The 21,044-nt window shown below is 39.6% G+C and carries 19 protein-coding genes and 1 tRNA gene; 10 read left to right on the top strand and 10 right to left on the bottom strand.

Features of this window, described 5'->3' with window-relative positions; translation table 11 throughout:
- Positions 1-139: 139 nt before the first annotated feature.
- Positions 140-601: a GNAT family N-acetyltransferase gene (locus AC1M9B_RS00545; protein ID WP_481608303.1), complete on the top strand. Its 462-nt coding sequence runs from the start codon at positions 140-142 to the stop codon at positions 599-601.
- 12 nt (positions 602-613) lie between these two features.
- Here the strand turns inward: AC1M9B_RS00545 and epmA are convergent, their stop codons facing one another.
- From epmA to AC1M9B_RS00510, 7 genes are all read right to left on the bottom strand, one after another.
- Positions 614-1,594, bottom strand: coding sequence for an EF-P lysine aminoacylase EpmA (epmA, locus tag AC1M9B_RS00540; RefSeq protein ID WP_481608302.1), 981 nt, complete (start codon positions 1,592-1,594; stop codon positions 614-616).
- A complete protein-coding gene (locus AC1M9B_RS00535) occupies positions 1,591-2,658 on the bottom strand; it encodes a 4-phosphoerythronate dehydrogenase (RefSeq protein ID WP_481608301.1) in 1,068 nt (355 codons plus the stop codon). The genes epmA and AC1M9B_RS00535 overlap by 4 nt, the downstream gene beginning before the upstream one ends.
- A gap of 110 nt (positions 2,659-2,768) precedes the next feature.
- A complete protein-coding gene (locus tag AC1M9B_RS00530; RefSeq protein ID WP_481608300.1) occupies positions 2,769-3,935 on the bottom strand; it encodes a type III PLP-dependent enzyme in 1,167 nt (388 codons plus the stop codon).
- 119 nt (positions 3,936-4,054) lie between these two features.
- Positions 4,055-4,288 carry a phosphopantetheine-binding protein gene (locus tag AC1M9B_RS00525; protein ID WP_228133240.1) on the bottom strand — a complete coding sequence of 78 codons (234 nt, stop codon included), beginning with the start codon at positions 4,286-4,288 and terminating at the stop codon, positions 4,055-4,057.
- 2 nt (positions 4,289-4,290) lie between these two features.
- Entirely contained in the window at positions 4,291-4,935 is a 645-nt protein-coding gene (locus tag AC1M9B_RS00520) for an isochorismatase family protein (RefSeq protein WP_481593150.1), read from the bottom strand.
- A gap of 15 nt (positions 4,936-4,950) precedes the next feature.
- The gene (locus tag AC1M9B_RS00515) at positions 4,951-6,615 is read right to left on the bottom strand and encodes a (2,3-dihydroxybenzoyl)adenylate synthase (protein WP_481608299.1); all 1,665 of its coding nucleotides are present in this window, start codon (positions 6,613-6,615) and stop codon (positions 4,951-4,953) included.
- Position 6,616: 1 nt separating this feature from the next.
- Entirely contained in the window at positions 6,617-7,846 is a 1,230-nt protein-coding gene (locus AC1M9B_RS00510) for an isochorismate synthase (RefSeq protein ID WP_481608298.1), read from the bottom strand.
- Between the two features lie 160 nt (positions 7,847-8,006).
- Between AC1M9B_RS00510 and AC1M9B_RS00505 the strand changes: the two genes are divergently transcribed.
- On the top strand, positions 8,007-8,777 hold the full coding sequence (locus tag AC1M9B_RS00505) for an SDR family oxidoreductase (RefSeq protein ID WP_481608297.1): 771 nt from the start codon (positions 8,007-8,009) through the stop codon (positions 8,775-8,777).
- A gap of 37 nt (positions 8,778-8,814) precedes the next feature.
- Here AC1M9B_RS00505 and AC1M9B_RS00500 read toward each other — a convergent pair whose 3' ends face one another.
- Positions 8,815-10,137, bottom strand: a complete 1,323-nt coding sequence (locus tag AC1M9B_RS00500; RefSeq protein WP_481608296.1) for a condensation domain-containing protein — start codon at positions 10,135-10,137, stop codon at positions 8,815-8,817.
- A 231-nt stretch (positions 10,138-10,368) separates the two neighbouring features.
- On the opposite strand from AC1M9B_RS00500, the gene AC1M9B_RS00495 reads away from it, so the two are divergent.
- From AC1M9B_RS00495 to AC1M9B_RS00475, 5 genes are read left to right on the top strand one after another with little or no spacing between them, the layout of a single operon-like run.
- On the top strand, positions 10,369-11,178 hold the full coding sequence (locus AC1M9B_RS00495) for a siderophore-interacting protein (RefSeq protein ID WP_481608295.1): 810 nt from the start codon (positions 10,369-10,371) through the stop codon (positions 11,176-11,178).
- A 37-nt stretch (positions 11,179-11,215) separates the two neighbouring features.
- Entirely contained in the window at positions 11,216-12,166 is a 951-nt protein-coding gene (locus AC1M9B_RS00490) for an ABC transporter substrate-binding protein (protein ID WP_481608294.1), read from the top strand.
- A gap of 1 nt (position 12,167) precedes the next feature.
- On the top strand, positions 12,168-13,205 hold the full coding sequence (locus tag AC1M9B_RS00485) for a FecCD family ABC transporter permease (RefSeq protein ID WP_481608293.1): 1,038 nt from the start codon (positions 12,168-12,170) through the stop codon (positions 13,203-13,205).
- A gap of 1 nt (position 13,206) precedes the next feature.
- The gene (locus AC1M9B_RS00480; protein WP_481608292.1) at positions 13,207-14,223 is read left to right on the top strand and encodes a FecCD family ABC transporter permease; all 1,017 of its coding nucleotides are present in this window, start codon (positions 13,207-13,209) and stop codon (positions 14,221-14,223) included.
- On the top strand, positions 14,220-15,008 hold the full coding sequence (locus AC1M9B_RS00475; RefSeq protein ID WP_481608291.1) for an ABC transporter ATP-binding protein: 789 nt from the start codon (positions 14,220-14,222) through the stop codon (positions 15,006-15,008). Before AC1M9B_RS00480 ends, AC1M9B_RS00475 begins: the two co-directional genes overlap by 4 nt.
- Positions 15,009-15,077: 69 nt before the next feature.
- Here the strand turns inward: AC1M9B_RS00475 and AC1M9B_RS00470 are convergent.
- Together AC1M9B_RS00470 and AC1M9B_RS00465 are read right to left on the bottom strand one after the other, a co-directional pair.
- Positions 15,078-15,167 (bottom strand) — tRNA-Ser (locus tag AC1M9B_RS00470).
- Between the two features lie 97 nt (positions 15,168-15,264).
- Positions 15,265-17,298, bottom strand: a complete 2,034-nt coding sequence (locus tag AC1M9B_RS00465; protein ID WP_481591288.1) for an FAD-dependent oxidoreductase — start codon at positions 17,296-17,298, stop codon at positions 15,265-15,267.
- 428 nt (positions 17,299-17,726) lie between these two features.
- On the opposite strand from AC1M9B_RS00465, the gene argG reads away from it, so the two are divergent.
- The 3 genes from argG to rnt all read left to right on the top strand — a co-directional run bounded on the left by argG (position 17,727) and on the right by rnt (position 20,970).
- Entirely contained in the window at positions 17,727-19,067 is a 1,341-nt protein-coding gene (gene argG, locus AC1M9B_RS00460) for an argininosuccinate synthase (RefSeq protein WP_092765981.1), read from the top strand.
- A 227-nt stretch (positions 19,068-19,294) separates the two neighbouring features.
- Complete coding sequence (gene pyrC, locus AC1M9B_RS00455; RefSeq protein WP_481595616.1) at positions 19,295-20,329, top strand: dihydroorotase; 1,035 nt, start codon at positions 19,295-19,297, stop codon at positions 20,327-20,329.
- Complete coding sequence (gene rnt, locus AC1M9B_RS00450; protein ID WP_035266446.1) at positions 20,314-20,970, top strand: ribonuclease T; 657 nt, start codon at positions 20,314-20,316, stop codon at positions 20,968-20,970. Before pyrC ends, rnt begins: the two co-directional genes overlap by 16 nt.
- Positions 20,971-21,044: the final 74 nt, after the last annotated feature.

Below are 21,044 nucleotides of genomic sequence, written 5' to 3'. Positions count from 1 at the left end.
TTTAAATCTTCACGTTGAAAAAATGAATTAAATCCAATATTAAAAGATAAAATATTAAATTTATCTAAACAAAATACATGAAAGATTAAATTATTTAAACATAGTTCAATTCATACTTATAAATCATGTTTCAATAGCCATGAGAATACTGATTAAACCTGTAAATTTAAACCATGATGTTTCAGCGATCGCTGGATTGACTACCCAAATCGGCTATCCAACTCAAACAAAAGTTATGAAAGAACGTTTGATGAGGTTGGAAGCCCAGGAGCGTTATACAACCCTAGTATTTATCGATTACGGAAAAGTTGTCGTATATATTGGTTTTGTTGAAGAAATATCATGGGAATTTGCTGATCCGTATTTTCGCATTCTAGTACTCATTGTAGATCAGGCGCATCGCGATAAAGGGATTGGTCAAAAACTGTTGGCTCACGTTGAACATATAGCCAGTCAACAAGGTATTCAAAAAATTGTGGTCAGTAGTGGTAATCGTGCTGAACGATTACCTGCACATCAGTTTTATTTAAATCACGGTTTTAAAGCGTATAGCACGACATTTGTCAAAATATTAGCTCCTCAAGATCGTCCGTTATCCTGAGGATAAAAAATCTTATGAGCGATCAGCAGGAAATGTAATCACTTGCTCTAATTTCATTTTCTCTGTTGCCACCATCAGTAAACGATCGATTCCTAATGCGATACCTGAGCATTCTGGCATTTTAGGCAATGCGGCTAAGAGATTTTCATCTATTGGCATAACATCTAAGCCTAATTTTTCGCGTTCAGCATTATCAGCTTCAAAACGAGAACGCAATACATCTGCATCAATCAACTCATCATAAGCATTTGCTAACTCTAAGCCCTCAATGTAAAGCTCAAAACGTGCTGCAACCAATTCCTCATCTTCATCAACTCGAGTTTTTGCAAGAGATGCAAGTTCTGGTGGAAAATCCGTTAAAAATACAGGCGTATCAAAACCTAAGCTCGGTTCCACCATATGCGAAAATAACAAGTCGATATAACCTAGACGATCATCACCCAGATCTAGATTTAACCCAACACGATTACAACAATCCTTTAATTCCTTTAATGTGGATTTAAGTGGGTTGAGATCTAAGCGATCTATAAATGCATGTTTATAACTTAAAATCGTAGGTCGCATCTCGCCAAAACGATGTGCCAAAGTAACATTGAGTAAATCTGTAACTTCAAACATTAACTCTTTGAGACTTAAATCAGGTCTATACCATTCAAGCATGGTAAATTCACTGTTATGTTTACGACCATGTTCATCATCACGAAAAACTTTACAGATTTGATAAATTGGCCCTACGCCTGCTGCTAACAGTCGTTTCATGGCAAATTCTGGTGAAGTTTGAAGATAGTGCTTTTTCAAATGACCATGTACATGACGGCTTGCCTCAACTGACGCCAAGTGGACATCAGTTACTCCAGCATGAGATAAAATTGGAGTTTCCACTTCCAAAACATCACGTTCTAAAAAAAATTGGCGAATCTGTTGATACATCCTCGCTCTGGCTTTCATGGCAGCAAAATCGCAAGTTGGTAGATAGCTCAGAGAGTCAGTCATGCCTGAGGCCCTCCATGAGCAGCCCATTCACGACGTAATGGATAAGTTTTGCGTAATTGATCAAATGAAGCTTGATCTACTTTCCCATCTTTGAGGCATGCTCTTAAGTTCTGATCATCTCTAAAGATATCGTAGATATGATTTAATTGAGTTTTCAGCGTGTGCTTGAGATCACTATTGTTAAAATATTGTTCACATGTAGGCAATTGGGTTTCGAATTTTTTGGAAGGTTGATGGCCGAAATGCTGACAAAAAGCATCATAAATCATCTGAGTACCACGCGCTTTACCCTCAAGACTATACCCCGCAATATGAGGTGTCACCAATTGCACAAGATCCAGTAACTCTTCCGTAATGACTGGTTCATGCTCAAAGACATCTAGTACAACTTTACGACCTGTTGCTCGAATATCTGCAATCAAAGCCTGTTCTTCAATGACTGGACCACGGGCAGAATTAATTAAAATTGTAGATGGTTTAAGCTTTTTTAAGGTCTCAGCATTAAACATATGTCGGGTTTCATGCATCCCTGAAGTGGTTAATGGCACATGGATAGAAATTGCATCTGCTTTTGAAAAAACTTCATCTAAAGTGACTTGCTGAATATTTTCTCTTTGTACAAAAGGATCAAACCCGATGACGCTCCATCCCAATAGTTTCGCCATATGTGCGAGTCGTGAACCGACATTACCCAGCCCAATAATGGCTAAAGTGAAATCTTGTTCAGCATCTAGAAGATGAGGATTTAGAGCTAATAACGCAGTAATAACATATTCAGAAACAGCTTGGGCATTACATCCTGCAGCATTTGACCAATGAATATTTTGTTGTTCAATTGCTGGAATGTCCAAATGATCTGTGCCGATCGTTGCACTACCCACAAAGGTTAATGCAGTATTTTGAATGAGCGCAGAATTCACTTTCGTCACAGAACGTACTAATAAGGCTTCAGCATCGACCACATCTTCATGCTTTAAGGTACGACCAGCTTTATTATCAATATCGCCAAATTCTGAAAAGAAATAATCTGTGAATGCGAGATTTTCATCTGCAACGATTTTCATGAGCCTACCCATCAAGATTTTAGCATTATGATAACGCTTCTGGGAGGGTTAGGCTATGTGGCTCGCAGCTTGAGCGACTGACTACCAACCACATAGCACCATTCCTTAAATCAATCTAAATAGAACGTTTTTAAAGGTGGATAACCATTAAATTCGACCGAAGCATAAGAGGTTGTATAAGCTCCAGTACTTAACCAATAGAGTCGATCTCCAATGCTCAAGTTTTTAGGTAACTGATAAGGCACTTTTTCATACATGATATCAGTTGAATCACAGGTCGGGCCTGCAAGCACAACACTTGAATGCTCAGGTGTTGAATGCATTTTAGGTGTGTATATAGGATATTTGATCATCTCACCTAAAGTTTCAATTAGTCCATTAAAGACGCCCACATCCGTGTAGACCCATCGTTTATCATCATGTGCTGATTTATTGGCGATAAGAACAATCTCTGAAACAATCACACCAGCATTACCCACCAACGATCTGCCTGGCTCCAAAAATAATATCACCTGATCATCAAAGTGTTCATCAAGATAGCGTTGAATCTCGTGCGCATAACTTTGAATACTGTCAACATCAGCTAAGTAATGTGCTGGGAAACCACCACCCAAATTGATTAATTGTAAACTGATACCGTATTGGTCTTTCAAAGTAATAAATATTTGCTTCACTATCGTTAAAGCTGAACGCCATACAGTGACATCACGTTGCTGACTACCGACATGGAATGACACGCCAAAGGGTATTAAACCCAATTGTCTAGCTTTCACCATTAAATCAACCGCCATATCTGGATGGCATCCAAATTTACGTGACAGTGGCCAATCTGCTGTACCTCCCGACTCTACCATTGCCCTGACAAAGACTTTAGAGTTCGGTGCGAATTCGGCAATTTGTGCGAGATCTGCTTCCGCATCGGTAACAAATAAACGGATTCCTTTTCGGTAAGCGTATTCAACGTCTGAAGCTTTTTTAATAGTATTACCGTATGAAATACGATCTGGATGAATTCCACATTCAAGCGCTTTGTCTAACTCATAAATTGATGCAACATCAAAACATGAGCCAAGTTGATCAAGTTTATGAATAATTTCACGACCTGGATTTGCTTTCACTGCATAATAAATATGGGCTTTTGGAAAGCTATTTTGCAACTCAATAAATTGAGTTTGCACTTGATCTAAATCAACAACTAAAAAAGGGCTTTGCTTTGTTTCGGCAAAATTTTGGATTTTTTTCCATTGTTGATCAGAATAGTATTTTTCTAATTGCATGTAAGATCCACTCACGTTAGCGAATAATTTAACGAAAATGGCCTTTGGCTATAAGTACTTTGGCTAGGGCCGTTGATTGTGCATGTGTTGATTTTCAAGGTATGCACATTAGTCTTACATTAATCTCTATTCAATTTAAGACGATCACTCCATTCATTCAACGTTGGCTCCTCCACCAGATCTTGAAATTCAATTTGAAAGCCTTTTTCACGTAGCAATCCAACCAGCGTCATAAGACTGACTGAATCAAGTCCTAACATAAATAAATTATCTTCCTGCTGAATTTCATCTACAGGTAAATTCAATTGATGTGCGACCATATTTTTTAACTCAAGCATGCTTAATTCATTCATGATCATTGCCCCTGACCTAAGGCGTTAATCACAGTCTGAGTATCCATGACTTTTGCACAGCGCCCAGTCGCATACTTTAGTGCAAGATCATGTTCTTCTCGGCTAAAATCCGCCAAGGCATCACCCACCATAAATGCTTGAATATCCAACATAAATGCTTCCGCAGCTGTTAATAAGCAACCAATATGGGCATATACTCCACAAATCACTAATTGATCGCGATTGGCTTGTTTGATTTGCTGCTCAAAATCACTTTTTTTAAATGCGCTGTAGCGCCATTTTGTCAGCACAGTGTCTTCATTTTTTGGTTGAAGTGGATCAATAATTTTGGTCAATGCTGGATCAGCTGACAAACCTTTACCCCAAAAATCCGTTAGTAGTTGACGATGTTCTTGAGTCTGATCTCCAGGTTGTGCGGTGTAATAGACTGGAATTCCTAGTGCATGTGCCTGATCAATAAGGGCTTTACAATTTCGGATTAATGTGGGAATGGGCGCTTGGGTCTGATCGTAAAAATCTAAAAAATATTGCTGAACATCATGTACCAATAAAACCGACCGTGACGCATCTAAAGTCCAATCAACTTTGTTAACTGGAAAATCTTGAGCAGATGGCATGGGATAACTTGCAATACGTGGGATTGCCATATTTTATTTCCTTCGTTAAATCGTGTCTTCGGTGAGGCGTTTTCTGAGTAGTATCTTGTCGATTTTGCCCAATGCCGTATAAGGCATTTCTTCAATAAATTCGATGCGATCTGGGATCTTATAGGTCGCCAGACCGTATGCTTGAATGAATTGTCTAATTTGCATTTTCAGCCTTGTTTCTGATGCATCTTGGTTGTTAGGTCGCCATTGAATAAATGCACAACTTTTTTCTCCTAACATTGGATCTGGTTGTGCAACCAAGGCGGACAAGATGATTTGTTGGTGTTGATTTAAAACCTGTTCGACTTCTTCCGTCGCGATTTTTTCACCTCCACGATTAATTTGTTCCTTACTTCGCCCTTCAACAATAATATTGCCTTCTGGCGTTAATCGAACTAAATCACCAGTGCGATAAAATCCATCTAAGGTAAAAGCACTTCGATTATGTTCTGAAGCCCGATAATAACCTCTAATGGTATAAGGGCCGCGAGTTAAAAGATGCCCCACCTCACCCAATGGCAGCTCGTGATCCTCCTCATCGACGATTTTTATTTCATCATCTGGACTTATACGGGAACCTTGGGTACCTATAATGACTTCTTTCGGATCATCGTAACGCGTGTAATTCACCAAGCCTTCAGCCATACCAAATACTTGTTGTAATCGGCATTGGTATTGATCAATCAACTTTTCAGCTAAAGCATCTGGCAACCTTGCTCCACCGACCTGTAAGGCCGTTAATTTATTAAAAATATTTGTTGCGCCGTTTTGAACTGCTTCAGCCCATGTTGCTGCTAATGCAGGGACAAGAGCAACATGCGTAATATGGTGCGCTTCAATGAGTGGAAATGCAGTTTGGGGAGAAGGATCTTTCGCTAAAACAAGTGTTCCACCTGCATAAAATAGACCCAATGAACCAGCCGAACTCATACTGAAATTATGTGCTACTGGAAGCACCATAAGCATACGGCTTGCTGTATCAAGCTCACAAATATCTGTACTGGCACGAACACTATACAAATAGTCATCATGTGTTCTTGGTATAAGTTTCGGTGTGCCAGTACTGCCCCCTGAAAGTTGAAAAAAAGCCACATGGCGAGCCGTTATTTTGGGCTTTGAAACCATATGATTTTTAAACGATGCAAGATTCGGCCAAGGATCAAAATCGCCTGCATCACCAACGACAATCACTTGCTGTAAAGTCGGACATCTGCGCTGGCACTCTTGCGCTAAGGATCTGTAATCAAAACCTAGATGCTTATCTGCACAGATATACAATTTGGCATCTGTTTGCTGAATAAAATGACTTACTTCGGCATGACGATGTGCTGGTAAACTCATCACTGGTCGCATCCCTATTCGCAAAGCTGCAAAATAAGCAATAAAAAACTCTGCTATATTTGGCATTTGAATCACAACAGCATCTGCCAGCCCATAGCCTTGTTTAGTCAAGAAGACTGCAAATTGTTCAATATTTTGATTCAACTCTTGATAAGAATACTGGCGATCACCACAAATCAATGCCACCTGATTGGCAAATTTCTGGGCTGATTCTTGAAAAAACTCTGAAATGGTTTGACCTTTCCAATATCCCTTTTGAATGTACCGCTCTACGAATTCTTCTGGATATGGAACGATGCCATCCCAGAGTAAAGACTCGTCATTTACATTCGCATTCATTTTATTCCCCATGATTTAAGTGCTGAGAATCTAAACCCAATGCATTTAACATCGTTTTAAATTTCACGATGGTTTCTGACAGTTCACTGTTCGGCTGTGAAGCTTCAACAATTCCTGCACCCGCATAAAGACGCGCATAATGGTCAAAGATACGCCCACAACGTACATTCACTGCCCAAGCACCATTCCCTCGGGCATCACACCACCCCATGGTTCCAGCAAAAAGGTTACGGTTAAAAGGCTCTAGTTCCGAAATCAACTGGCGAGCCATAGGGGCTGGTTGTCCACAGACTGCTGGCGTTGGATGTAAAATTGAGACCACATCAAAGATATGTTGCTCTGGATCTTTCAACGTTCCCTGAATTTTGGTCGCCAAGTGCCAAACCGCCTCTGTTTTAATCAGTGAAGGTGATTTTGGGATATTGAGCGTTTTACACAAGGGAGCGAGTTGATCTGCAATGGCTTCGATAACTACGGCGTGTTCATGCTGATCTTTTTGCGAAGCAAGCAATTTTTCAGCTTGTTGTTGATCCAGTGTTGGATCTGAATGACGTGCTAATGTTCCTGCAACTGGATGGCTAAACAAATAATCATTTTGCTTCGCAACGAGAAGTTCTGGACTTGCCCCCATAAACCAACCAGATTGTTTTGGGTTTTGGGCCAATGCAAATGTATAGCCATCAGGATTAGAGGCCAACAACTGGTAAAATAAATCAATAATATTAATTTTGTGTTGGGTTTTAAGATCAATTGCCCGAGCCAATACTGCTTTTTCTAGCGGTGATGACTTCATCAATTCAACCAATTTAACGACACCAGCAATGTATTCCTCTTGTGCTGGGATGAGAGTCGCTTGCACTTGATCATTAAGAGAAGACTGAGCCGATTGATCAATGCGCTCATTTACAAATGTGTTTTTTGCTTCCGCAATCGAGATTTCTGGTAAATCTCGATGATCAAAAGGCAAGCTCCCGACCAAAATAAGATCTTTATTCGCTGTTAATTCGATTTTTTTTTGTAGTGCAGATTTTGCTTGTTCGAGCCACTGTGCTTGCTGCTGATTAAAATTTAAATGAGAAGCTCGATCAAATTCGATATGTTCAACTAACTTTTTACTTGAAATGGTCCCCGTTGGCGTTGCGAACACGAAGCCAGGTTGATCTTCCTCAATTAACTCTTCCTTTTTTATGCCTATCATATTTTGAAAAACTGACGGTTCTATTGGCAACATATTTGTTCTCACGATTATCTGTTCACACTGCGTGCATCAAACTTTCAACATTCACAAAAGGACAACCTCTAGGAGTTGAACGCAACCAATATAATAATTATTATTCCCAATTGAAAATGATTATCGTTTCAATTTGTTAATAAAATTAAAGGATACTTAAATGGGTTTATATATCGTGACGGGTGCAGCCAGAGGAATTGGTGCTGAAATTTGTCGTCAACTATTGCAGAAGGATCATCAAGTCATCGCAATTGATCGGATTGTTGACATCAATCAATGGGAACTTTTTAAATTAATTCCTGAAGCATCACTCAACCATCTAGACCACATCAGCTGTGACATTCGTAAGACCAATGAGATTATTCAGCACATTGAAAATTCGATACTTTTTAAAGGTACGATCACGGGGTTAGTGAATGCTGTGGGGGTCTTAGAAATTGGATCTTTATTAAATACATCTGTTGAACAATGGCATGAAAATTTGTCGATAAATTTCATTGGCCCTGCCGAACTTAGTCGTTGGGTCGCTCACCAAATGATTCCGCAAAGAGAAGGTGCGATTGTGAGCATCAGTTCAAATGCAGCCCTCATTCCAAGAATGAATATGGGTCTGTATGCAACGACCAAAGCTACAGTGAGTCACTATTTTAAAAATCTCGCGTTGGAACTCGCGCCTCACAATATTCGCTGTAACTTAGTTTTACCTGGCTCAACCCTTACACAAATGCAAAAACAACTATGGACTGAGGATCGCCCTCCAGCAGGCATTGTCAACGGAAATCTAGAACAATTCCGAAATGGTATTCCATTGCAAAAGATTGCTGAGGCTGAAGATATTGCCAATGCCGTGATGTTTTTACTTTCAGAGCAAGCACGCCAAATCACAATGCACGAATTAGTGGTTGATGGTGGAGCAACTCTAGGCGTGTAACAGCCCTATTGCCTCATTCAAAGGATAAACTGCCAGACTATTCTGGCAGTGGTTTGTGAATTTGAAGTTGTTCAAAAACAAGTTCTGGTTGAGCTAACCAAGTTTTCATCATCCCCATAAAATCATACCAATAAGCTTTGAGACTTGGCACATCATAAAGTTCTTTATGGCCGTCAACAGCGAGATACAAACGCTCAATACCATTAACAAACTTATTGGTAATCGCGGTATCAAAGTCTTCAATTGGGCCAGCGGATATGGTTGTTTTTGTTAACTTACACCCTTCGAAATGTTCAGGTAAAGGATAAGGAATCCAATTCACAATAGGTCCAAACAAGATATTTTCATAGGGATCAAAATCTTCTAATACAAATCGCATTTGCTCAAAATAGCTTTGCTGATGCGGTCGAATTTCGGCAAACCTTTTCGTTAATAATAAAATGATTTCTTTTAAGTTTTCTTGTCCAGTAATGCCCAACCTTAATGGCAGGATATTCATGACTAAGCAAGGAATACGCATAGATGAAGTACCCAACCGAGACATAAAAGGTACCCCAAAGCATTGTTGAGGATCTTTAGACTGTTTTATTAAATAACTCATCATCACTGCCATGACGATAAGAGCACTGGGCAATTTTAATTCAGTTGCTAACGCATTTAATTGTATCTGTGTAGGCCAATCAATTACCTCTTCATAACGCGGCCCTTGTGAAAATGGTTCTTTTAATTTTTGTTTAAGTCGTTTCTTAGGGGCTTTCTCATACGAAAAATTAGCCTTCCAAAAGTCTAAATCTTTTTTAGCTTTTTCAGAGTAAAGGTAGTGCTGTTCTTCTGCAATAAACTTTTCATAATGATCGAACCCTTTAATTTTTAATTCAGTACCATTTTTGAGAGATTGATAATAATCAATAAATCGGCTAATCATCAGTCCGTAAGCGTAGCCATCTAATGCAACGTGATGCGCTTTAAAAAATAATCCATACTTTTGCTCACCTAAGTGTGCAAATACATAATCATATAAATGACCCGATTCTAAATTAAATGCTGGTTCTATTTCTTTTTCAGCCCACGCTAAAATTTCCTCTTCATCAAGCTGAGATAAATCAACGAAGCTAGGTTTCCGTATCGTCACATCATCTACTCGATAGACGTGTTCGCCCTGAACTAAAGCTCGCCAATGAAGCGATTTAGCTTCCTTTAATGTGAGATAAACTGCTTTTTGAAAAAGCTCTCGATCTAATGGTCCCTCAATAACCAACCACTCCGCCGTATGAAAAGGATAACTGCCATGATAATGATGTCCTTTCCACATACTGTGTTGTGCACGAGTTAATAGATCATGGGATTCATTGATTTGCATAAGACAACCGCATATATTTAATTTTCATTAAAAATCAAAGCTTTACAAAATATCCTAACCTTCATATTTTGTGATTACACTTTGGCACAAAAAGATTATTAAATATAATGATTATCATTTGCAAATTTAATTTGTTTGATTTAGATTAATAACCATTCAAATCTGTCGACTGACGCACGTATTACTGTATCGACGATCTTCACTCCATTGATAAGTACAGAAGATTAAATAATGACGACACAATCTCCTCCTCTAGCTCGACATATTTCTGTCCATTCAACAGAACAAATTTCCACTCATTTACAGCGTATTAAGTTTAAAAGTGAAGATTTCACAGGTTATGCAAAATGTGATGGTGGTGCGCACATCAAATTGTTTTTTCCGAACCCTGATCAACAAGCACCTGACCTCCCGTTTCGAAATTCTTTAGGCAAAATTACGTGGCCATATGGAAAGAAACCAATTACTCGGACATATACTGTTCGAGATTTCGATGAAGAACTGCAACTTTTAGTCATCGATTTTGTAAGACATGAAGATTTTGGTATAGCGGCTGATTGGGCGAAGCATGCGAGTCCAGGGGACTTATTAGGTCTAGCTGGTCCAGGAGGACCAGCACGTTTTAAAATCGATGCAGAATATTGGATTTTTGTTGGAGATCTTTCAGCAATCCCGATGATCGCTGCCTCTCTTGAACAATTACCAAAAGACGCCCATGGTGAAGTTTGGATCGAGATTGAAGATGATTCAGACCAAATACATCTGAATAAACCTGAACACATTAAGCTTCATTGGTGCAACAGCACTCATGAATTGAATAATAACATCCGTCATTCTTTGCAAAACTTAGACTGGAAAAATAAAGATATTTCAGTATCACTGGCGGGTGAAAATTCAACGGTGGTTGAACTTCGTAAAATACTGAGACAAAACTTCCAGTTACCCAAGAGCAATTTATATGCTGTGCCTTATTGGAAGCAAGGTCACAACGAAGAGGCTTATCATGAGGAACGCCATCAAGTGATGGATGGCATTGAATAAGTGAATAGAATTATTTTAATGAAATATGTAGAAAGATATGAAATATAAAATTGCAATTATGTTGAGTGCTGTCACTCTCTTCACAGCATGCTCTCAGTCGAATGAACCTTCTTCACGAGACAGTAAAGCGACGGTTGAATCTCAAATAAATACGACACGACAAATTGAAGATGCTTTAGGTCGTCAAGTTACGATTCCTGTTCAGCCACAACGTGTTGTGGTTTTAAGTGAGCTTGATTTGGATAGTGCTATTGCACTTGGAATAAAACCTATAGGCAGTAGTTATGTTCGAGGTCAAAGTCATTTTCCAGATTACCTCAAAAATGAAACACAACAGATCGCCTCCGTCGGTAACTTTGGACAACCGAGCATGGAACAAATTCTCACGTTACAACCTGACTTAATTATTGCTGGAAGCATGATTGATACACAAATGATTAATCAATTGCAGCAGATTGCACCCACTGCAGTCAGTTTTGCACGCGGAGAGCCATGGAAAGACAGTTTCAAAAAGGTAGCTCATTTATTAAACAAAGAACAACAAGCCCAAAAAGCTCTAGAAGCGTACGATCAATATGCGCAAGAAGCTCAACAGAAATTACATGCTCAACAAGGTCAATCAGTCAGTGTCATTCGTTGGACAGCCAATGGACCTGTTTATATGTTAAATGATTCATTTGCGAGCCAAATTTTAAAAGATATTGGCTTAACACGACCTCAACATCAGCAACAACCAGGTGCAAGCCATACGCCTCCAATCAGTCGAGAGCGTTTTGATCAAATTGATGCAGACTGGCTCATCATTGGCAGTCATCTAAACTCGGAAAAGCAACTGGCAGAACTAGAAAAATTACCAGAATTCCAACGTCTTAATGCTGCAAAAAACAAGCATTATTTCGTGGTTGATGCATCTATGTGGACTGGCATAGGTGGACCACATGCTGCTCGACATGCCATTGATGATGTATTGAAGCATCTCCATAATTAACATGCTGACGAATGCTACAACTGTACTTGACCGATTCCCGCTGATGGGAATCGTGCTTAGCTTGATTATTTTATGTTGCGCTGTTTTGTCGATCGCGTACGGCGCTGGTCAGCCCTACTTTACAGACAGTTTGCAACTTATTCTTCAGGCATTAAGTCAATGGTCCTTAGAACCAATCACTCCCCTATTGGAAATTAGAATTCCACGTACTATTGCGGCGGTGAGTGTCGGATTAGCTTTAGCGATCTCAGGCGTCATCCTTCAAAACTTGCTTAAAAACCCTTTGGCTGATAGTGGATTAATCGGAATTAATAGTGGTGCATCTCTTGCCATTGTTTTGGCCATTGTTCTTCAAATGGATACCTTCGGACTATTTTTTTGGGCGCTGATTGGAGCTTTAGTGAGTGCATTATTGGTCTTTGCAATCACCCCTCGTCAAATGACAGATCATAGCTCACTTACACGTTTAGTCTTGGCTGGACTGGCAATCACCAGTACATTCCAAGGTTTTATGGCTGCCATTCTTATTAGTTTCCAAAATGGTTTAGACGACTATCGTTTTTGGGTTTTGGGTTCGCTCAATCGCGTTGATATTCAATATCTCGGTCTTGCACTAATTTTAATGGCGATCGGACTCATCATCGCTGTATTGGTAATACGCCCTCTAGGTCTTAGTTTAGTTGGTGATCAACTGGCGAATAGCTTAGGCTTAAATACGAAACTACTTGATGCATTCTGCATTTTAGCTGTGGTTTTATTAACTGGAAGTGCCGTTGCATTAACAGGACCAATTGCCTTTTTAGGCTTGATTGCACCTTACTTTGCACGAGCTATTGGTGCTCTGAGTATTCAGAAACAACTCATCTATAGCGGACTATTTGGCATGTTGTTGTTGCTGATCGCGGATATCATTGCACGTGCAGTCGTGCAACCTTTCGAAGCCCCTGTCAGTATTCTTTTAGCCTTATTAGGTGCACCTATTTTGATATGGATGGTACGTCAAAATAACCTACAAAATATCATTCAAGCGGAGAAATAATATGTATTCTCTGTTGAATCGTTTAAAACAAAAATCAGTGATAAAGGCTTGGATAATCATTGCGATTCTACTGATATCACTTAGTTTATTTAGCCTGATGTACGGTGAAATCACATTAAATTTGAATACGCTATGGAATGTATTGACAGGCAATGCGTCAGCTCCACATCAACTTCTCGTTGAAAAGATTAGATTACCACGACTTTTGGCAGCCTTATTGATTGGCGCTGCACTCGCCTTATCTGGTCTCATTCTTCAAATTATCACCAAAAATCCTCTTGCGAGCCCAGATGTTTTTGGTATCAGTGACAGTGCAGTGCTTGCTTTGGCATTCACCATTCTCCTCTCAAGTTCTAGTATGTTAGGTCAATGGTGGCAAGCATTAGTGGGTGCGATCTTCTGTGTTTTTTTTATTTTAATTGCTTCAGGCGGCGTAGGAACACAGGGGTATCGTATTTTGGTCATCGGGGTCGGAATTGCAACACTCATGAAAGCCAGTTTTGACCTTATCCTTGCGACACTGCCAGTAATGCACACCAGTAATATTTTAATTTTTAGTAGTGGTAGTTTGATTGGTCGAAGCTACAGCATCTTGCTACCAACTTCGATTTTTATCATGCTGCTTGTCAGTATGATTGTGCTGTGGCGGCGACTATTTAGTGCAATGGTTCTCCCTGATTCTGTCATTGATAGTCTAGGAGAACCCTTACCTAAAATTAGACTGATGCTCATTATTATTGCTGCGTTTCTCGCTGGGACCGCTGTCAGTATTGCGGGCCCCATTGGATTCGTGGCTATTGCCGCACCAATCATCGCATTTAAATCATTTCCTCATCATTTATTTCCGATTTTCCCAACCATGTGTATTGGTGCATTAATGGTTTTAAGTGCTGATTTACTTGGAAAAAATTTGCTTGCCCCTGTCGAAATTCCCGCAGGCATTATTAGTGGCATGGTTGGTGGTCCACTGTTGTTGTGGTTGTTATATCGTCATTCTAGAAGTATGAGTCGTACATGAGTTTAATCATCAATCAATTAAGTGCTGGATATAATCATCATCAAGTTTTGAAGGGTATCAATGCTGAATTTCAGCAGGGTCAAGTCATCGTCCTCATTGGTCCAAATGGCTGTGGAAAATCGACCTTGTTAAAATGTATTGCTCAAATTCATCCATATGATCAAGGCGAAGTCATTTGGGAAAAAAATCAACTGAATATACTCAGTAAAAAGTTGCTCGCTAAACAACTTGCATTACTTCCACAGCATGTAACTGCACCCAACGGCATGACAGTTGAGCAGTTAGTGCGCTTCGGTCGTTTTCCACACCAAGGTTGGTTTAAACTACTCAACATCGAAGACCAAAAAGCGATTGATGACGCCTTGTCTGCGACCCATTTAAGCGAATTAAAAAATCAAAATTTAAGCAATCTATCAGGAGGTCAACGTCAACGTGCATGGATCGCAATGGTCCTCGCACAACAAACTCCTTTAATTCTTTTAGATGAACCAATCAGTATGCTCGATATCGGTCATCAAGCCGATATTTTAAATTTAGTCCGCTCTCTAGCCTCACAAGGTAAAACCATAGTGATGGTTCTACATGAATTAGCCACTGCTGCACGCTGTGCCGATTTTCTAGTTGCCATGAAAGATGGTCAAATCATTGTACAAGGAAAATCAGAAGATGTTTTAACAAAGCAATTAGTTCATCAACTCTATAACTTAGATGCTGAAGTCAGGCTGGTTGAAGATGATCAACTCAAAAAAAGGTTACTGGTCATCCCAAATAAGTTTGGTGATTAAACACTCGAATAAAAAGCTTGAATATATAGAATGAAAAAAGCCCTGACATTTGTCAGGGCTTTTTGAATTTGGCGGAAGCGGTGAGATTCGAACTCACGGAGGACTCACACCCTCGTCGGTTTTCAAGACCGGTGCATTAAACCGCTCTGCCACGCTTCCATGTGCGCCATAATACGAAGCTTTTCATATCATGACAAGTAAAAATTACAATCAAACCATTCAAGTGAATATAGTTTCACCAAATGATTCAAATTTATTAAATTTTGGCTGCAATTTCAGCACCTTCACGAATCGCACGCTTAGCATCAAGCTCAGCAGCAAGCTTTGCACCACCAATAATGTGATATTTTGCTAAAGTTGTTTCAGTCTCTGATGGCATAATCTCTTTAACAGATTCTTGCCCTGCACAAACAACGATAGTATCGACTCGTAATAATTGATCATGCCCACCAACTTCGATCCACAGACCTTCATCACTCACTGATTTGTATTGAACGCCACGCAACATTTTCACATGATGTTTTTTTAATTGGGCGCGGTGAACCCAACCAGAGGTTTTACCTAATCCTATACCCAAAGGCGTTGTCTTACGTTGCAATAAATATATTTCGCGAACTGGATGATCCACTTCAGCAGGTTGTAAACCACCTTCAGAAACATACTGAATATCAGGATCAACTCCCCACTCACGTTTCCATTCTGCCAAAGGTTGTGGCTGTGGCTGATGTTCAGGTTTTAATAAAAACTCTGACACATCAAATCCGATACCACCAGCACCAATTACTGCTACCTTTTGACCCACAGGCGCACCTCTTAATACTTCTGCATAAGATAAAACTTGTGGTGCATCACTTCCTTCAATCTTCAATGCACGTGGTACAACGCCTGTCGCAACAATCACTTCATCAAAGCCTTCACGCTCAAGCTGTTCACGATTAACTTTAGTATTTAAACGAAGTTCAACCCCAGTGCGCTCAATTTGGACTTTAAAATAGCGAATGGTTTCATGAAATTCTTCTTTCCCAGGAACAACTTTCGCTAAGTTGAATTGTCCCCCTACATCATTAGTGGCTTCAAATAAAGTAACCTGATGACCACGACTGGCAGCAACGGTCGCTGCCGACATTCCAGCTACACCACCACCCACAACAGCTACTTTTTTTGGCTTCTTGGTTTTTAAATAAACCAGTTCAGTTTCATAGGCTGCACGTGGATTCACTAAACATGTGGCACGTTTATTTTTGAAAGTATGATCCAAACAAGCCTGATTACACGCAATACACGTATTGATTTCATCAACACGATTAGTTGCCGTTTTATTCACCCAGAAAGCATCTGCCAATAATGGTCGAGCCATTTGAATCATGTCGGCTTTACCTTCAGCCAAAATAGCTTCGGCAGTTTCAGGCATATTGATTCGGTTGGATGCAATCACAGGCACAGACACATGTTTTTTTACCTCTGCGGTATAATCTACAAATGCCGCACGAGGAACAGAGGTTACAATTGTTGGCACACGAGCTTCATGCCAACCAATACCTGTATTCAATAATGTGATACCCGCTTCTTCTAGCGCTTTGGCAACCGTGATCACTTCATTCATTGTATTACCGTCATGAACTAAATCGAGCATAGATAAACGGAAACAAATGATAAATTTTTCGCCAACTTTCGCGCGAATTGCCTTAACAATTTCAACTGCAAAGCGCATACGGTTTTCTATTTCACCCCCCCATTGGTCTGTACGTTGATTGACATGACGACTCATAAATTGGTTCAGCAAATAGCCTTCTGATCCCATGATTTCAACACCATCATAGCCAGCTTTTTTCGCGATACTTGCTGTAGCCGCATAATCTTGAATCGTATCCAAAATTTGTTTTTCTGACATTTGTCGTGGTTTGAATGGTGAGATCGGCGATTTTATTGGGCTTGCAGAAACCACAAAAGGTTGATAACCATAACGCCCTGAATGCAAAATTTGCATTAAAATTTTTGCACCATGTTTATGAACTGCATGTGTCACTAATCGGTGTGGGGCAACATCACCTAAGGTATTCATTGTGCCACCAGCTGGAAGGAGCCAGCCTTGACGATTAGGCGAAATACCACCTGTAATGATGAGACCTACGCCCCCTTTAGCACGTTCACCAAAATATGCTGCTAATTTAGGATAATTATAAAAACGATCTTCTAGACCGGTATGCATCGATCCCATCACGACACGATTTTTGAGGGTAGTGAAACCAAGATCGAGAGGTTTTAATATATTTGCATAGCGAGTTGTCATGGCAATTCCTTATTTTATGGGCTTTGCAACTTGTTGCATAAAACTATACTTCTTTTTTCATAACTGTTTATGGCAATTTTTTTTCTTTTTCTATAATAAATTACCAACTATGAAATTAGATATTAATATTCAATCACTTACAAAAAATATTTTTCACTAAGTTCGCTTTGAAAAATTGCAATAAAATAAATTGATGCATAAAAATCTTCATAAATGCGCTGTATTCTTTTCAAGAAGAAATCATGAATTAGATTAAGCACTACCTATTACTTCTGAGTTTCGACGAAATATTGCTACTTATTCTAATATTTTTGCACCACGTATCTTTTTTTAAAAAAAATTACCAATGAAAAGTGCTACAATTGAAGAAATATATTTTTCAGGTTACCAATTTTCTAGGTGCCTATATTCTATCGTTAGGATGAACAATGTCTGATAATGCAACTATCTTACAGAATGTACCTGTAGGCAAAAAAGTTGGTATTGCCTTCTCTGGTGGTCTTGATACTTCTGCAGCTCTATTGTGGATGAAACAAAAAGGTGCTGAACCTTATGCGTATACAGCAAACTTAGGTCAGCCAGATGAAGATGATTACGATGCTATTCCAAAGAAAGCTGAAGCTTATGGCGCTGTTAAAGCACGCTTAGTGGATTGCCGTTTACAACTTGCATTAGAAGGTATTGCAGCAATTCAATGTGGCGCATTCCATATCTCTACAGGTGGTGTACCTTACTTCAATACAACGCCACTTGGTCGTGCAGTCACAGGTACAATGCTTGTTACCGCGATGAAAGAAGATGACGTCAACATTTGGGGTGACGGATCTACTTATAAAGGTAACGACATTGAGCGTTTCTACCGTTATGGTCTATTAACGAACCCAGCACTTAAAATTTACAAACCTTGGTTAGACCAAACATTTATCGATGAACTTGGTGGCCGTGCAGAAATGTCACAGTTCCTCATCGATAACGGTTTTGACTATAAAATGTCAAAAGAAAAAGCATACTCAACAGACTCAAACATGCTTGGTGCAACTCACGAAGCGAAAGATCTTGAGTATCTTGATGCTGGTATCAAAATCGTTGAACCGATTATGGGTGTTGCTTTCTGGAAAGAAGACGTTGAAATCGCACCTGAAGAAGTTTCAATCACATTTGAAGAAGGCTTCCCTGTTGCACTTAACGGTCAACGTATTGAAGATCCAGTTGAGTTAATTCTTGAAGCGAACCGTATCGGTGGTCGTCATGGTCTAGGTATGTCTGACCAAATCGAAAACCGTATCATCGAAGCGAAATCTCGTGGTATTTATGAAGCTCCAGGTATGGCACTTCTACACATTGCTTACGAACGTCTTGTGACTGGTATTCATAACGAAGATACCATTGAACAGTACCGCATCAACGGTTTACGTTTAGGTCGTTTACTTTACCAAGGTCGTTGGTTCGACTCACAAGCGCTTATGCTTCGTGAAACTGCTCAACGTTGGGTTGCTAAAGCAATCACAGGTACTGTGACTTTAGAACTTCGTCGTGGTAACGATTACACTATTATGAACACTGAATCTGAGAACCTTACATATGAAGCTGAACGCTTAACTATGGAAAAAGGTGATTCTGTATTCACGCCAATGGATCGTATTGGTCAATTAACCATGCGTAACCTAGACATTACAGATACACGCGCTAAGTTAGGAATCTATACTGGTGCAGGTTTACTTGCTGTAGGTACAGGTTCTGCTGTTCCACAACTTAAAGACAAAAACTAAGATTTAGTTTAGTCCTAAAAAAACCGCGCTTTGAGCGCGGTTTTTTATTTGGACATGAAAATCTATCATTGTTCCCTAGATGAATAATGACTCATTCATCCAACGTATGCTTCATTTTTATATTAATCAGCACAAATAGATGTAAAACCCCTTTTATCGGCTTTTGTCGTTATCAATTTCAAGCAATATCGATTATCATCTATGTTATTTTTTCAGTAAGACTTGCCTTGAATACGATCACTTTAATCCAGCCAGATGATTGGCACGCTCATTTAAGAGATGGTTTAGCACTTCAACGTACTGTTCCTGATTTGGCGAAGCAATTTCATCGCGCAATCTGTATGCCAAATACAGTTCCACCTGTAAAAACTGTGGAAGAGGCACATGCCTATCGTGAAAGAATCATGGCGCATGTTCCTGAAAATGTAAAATTCGATCCTCGTATGGTGCTTTACTTTACGGATCATACTTCTCCTGAAGAAGTACAAAAAATTAAAAAATCTCCATATGTAAATGCAATTAAGCTTTACCCTGCTGGAGCAACCACGAATTCTGATAATGGCGTTAGTGATATACGTAAAGTGTATAGCGTCATTGAGCAACTTGAAGAACATCAAGTTCCTCTCTTACTCCACGGCGAAGTAACACATCATCATGTTGATATTTTCGATCGTGAAAAACGTTTCTTAGATGAAGTTTTAGCACCGCTGCTTAAACAATTTCCAAAATTGAAATTAGTTTTAGAACATATCACCACAAGCGAAGCTGCACATTTTGTACTTGAGCAAGATCGCAACGTGGCAGCAACGATTACACCACAACATTTGTTATTCAATCGCAATGACATGTTGGTTGGTGGTGTTAAACCGCATTTCTATTGTTTGCCAATTTTAAAACGCCAGACACATCAGCAAACTTTGTTAGAAGTCGCAACAAGTGGCAACCCTAAATTTTTCTTAGGTACTGACAGCGCTCCGCACTCTAAAAATGCGAAAGAAAATGCATGTGGCTGCGCTGGGTGTTATAGCGCTCCAACTGCAATTGAATTGTATGCTCAAGCATTCGATCAGGCCGGTAAAATTGAACGTCTTGAAGGTTTCGCTTCATTCTTTGGTGCAGACTTCTATGGTTTACCTCGTAATACTGAAACCATTACATTGATCAAAGAAGATCAAGTGATTCCTGAAAGCCTTGAATATTTAGATGGCGAACAGATCATTCCTCTTTATGCAGGTAAAACAATTCAATGGAGAAAAGTGTGACCACTGAAACATTACCTGTCATCGGTCAACGCTTCCGCGGGTTCCTACCCGTGGTTGTTGACGTGGAAACAGCTGGTTTTAATGCGGATACCGATGCATTGCTTGAAATAGCATGTATTCCAATCATTTACGACGAATCTGGAAAGTTTGTACCTGGTCAAGCGCATCATGCACACATCAATCCATTTGAAGGTGCAAATTTAGATCGTCGCTCACTCGACTTCATTGGCATTGATCCTTTTAATCCAATGCGTGTAGCGATGGCAGAAGATGAAAAGTCTGCACTTAAACGTATGTTCAAAGCAATTAATGAGGTACGCAAACAACAACAATGCACACATGCTGTGCTAGTTGGACACAATGCTCATTTTGATCTTGGTTTTTTAAAAGCGGCAATTGCACGTACTGGAACTAAGAATCAAAATCCATTTCATAGTTTCTCGGTTTTTGATACGGTGACTTTGAGTGCTGTGATGTTCGGACAAACTGTTTTGGCTAAATCATGTATTCAAGCTGGCATCGAGTTTGATGGTAAAGAAGCCCACTCTGCTTTGTATGACACACAGAAAACAGCTGAATTATTCTGCTATATTTTAAATAAATTAGCGCCCCATTTACTTGAAACACTCGTTTCAGAGTAAAAATCTTTAAATACCCCAATATTTTAGAAATCTTGATCATCCTGTGGATTGATCTTAATTGAAAAGTATTGGGG

It is taken from the genome of Acinetobacter sp. ANC_7513 (assembly GCF_056779915.1).
The sequence above is the reverse complement of the archived record's forward strand: the minus strand, read 5'-3'. Positions and strand labels throughout refer to the sequence as shown.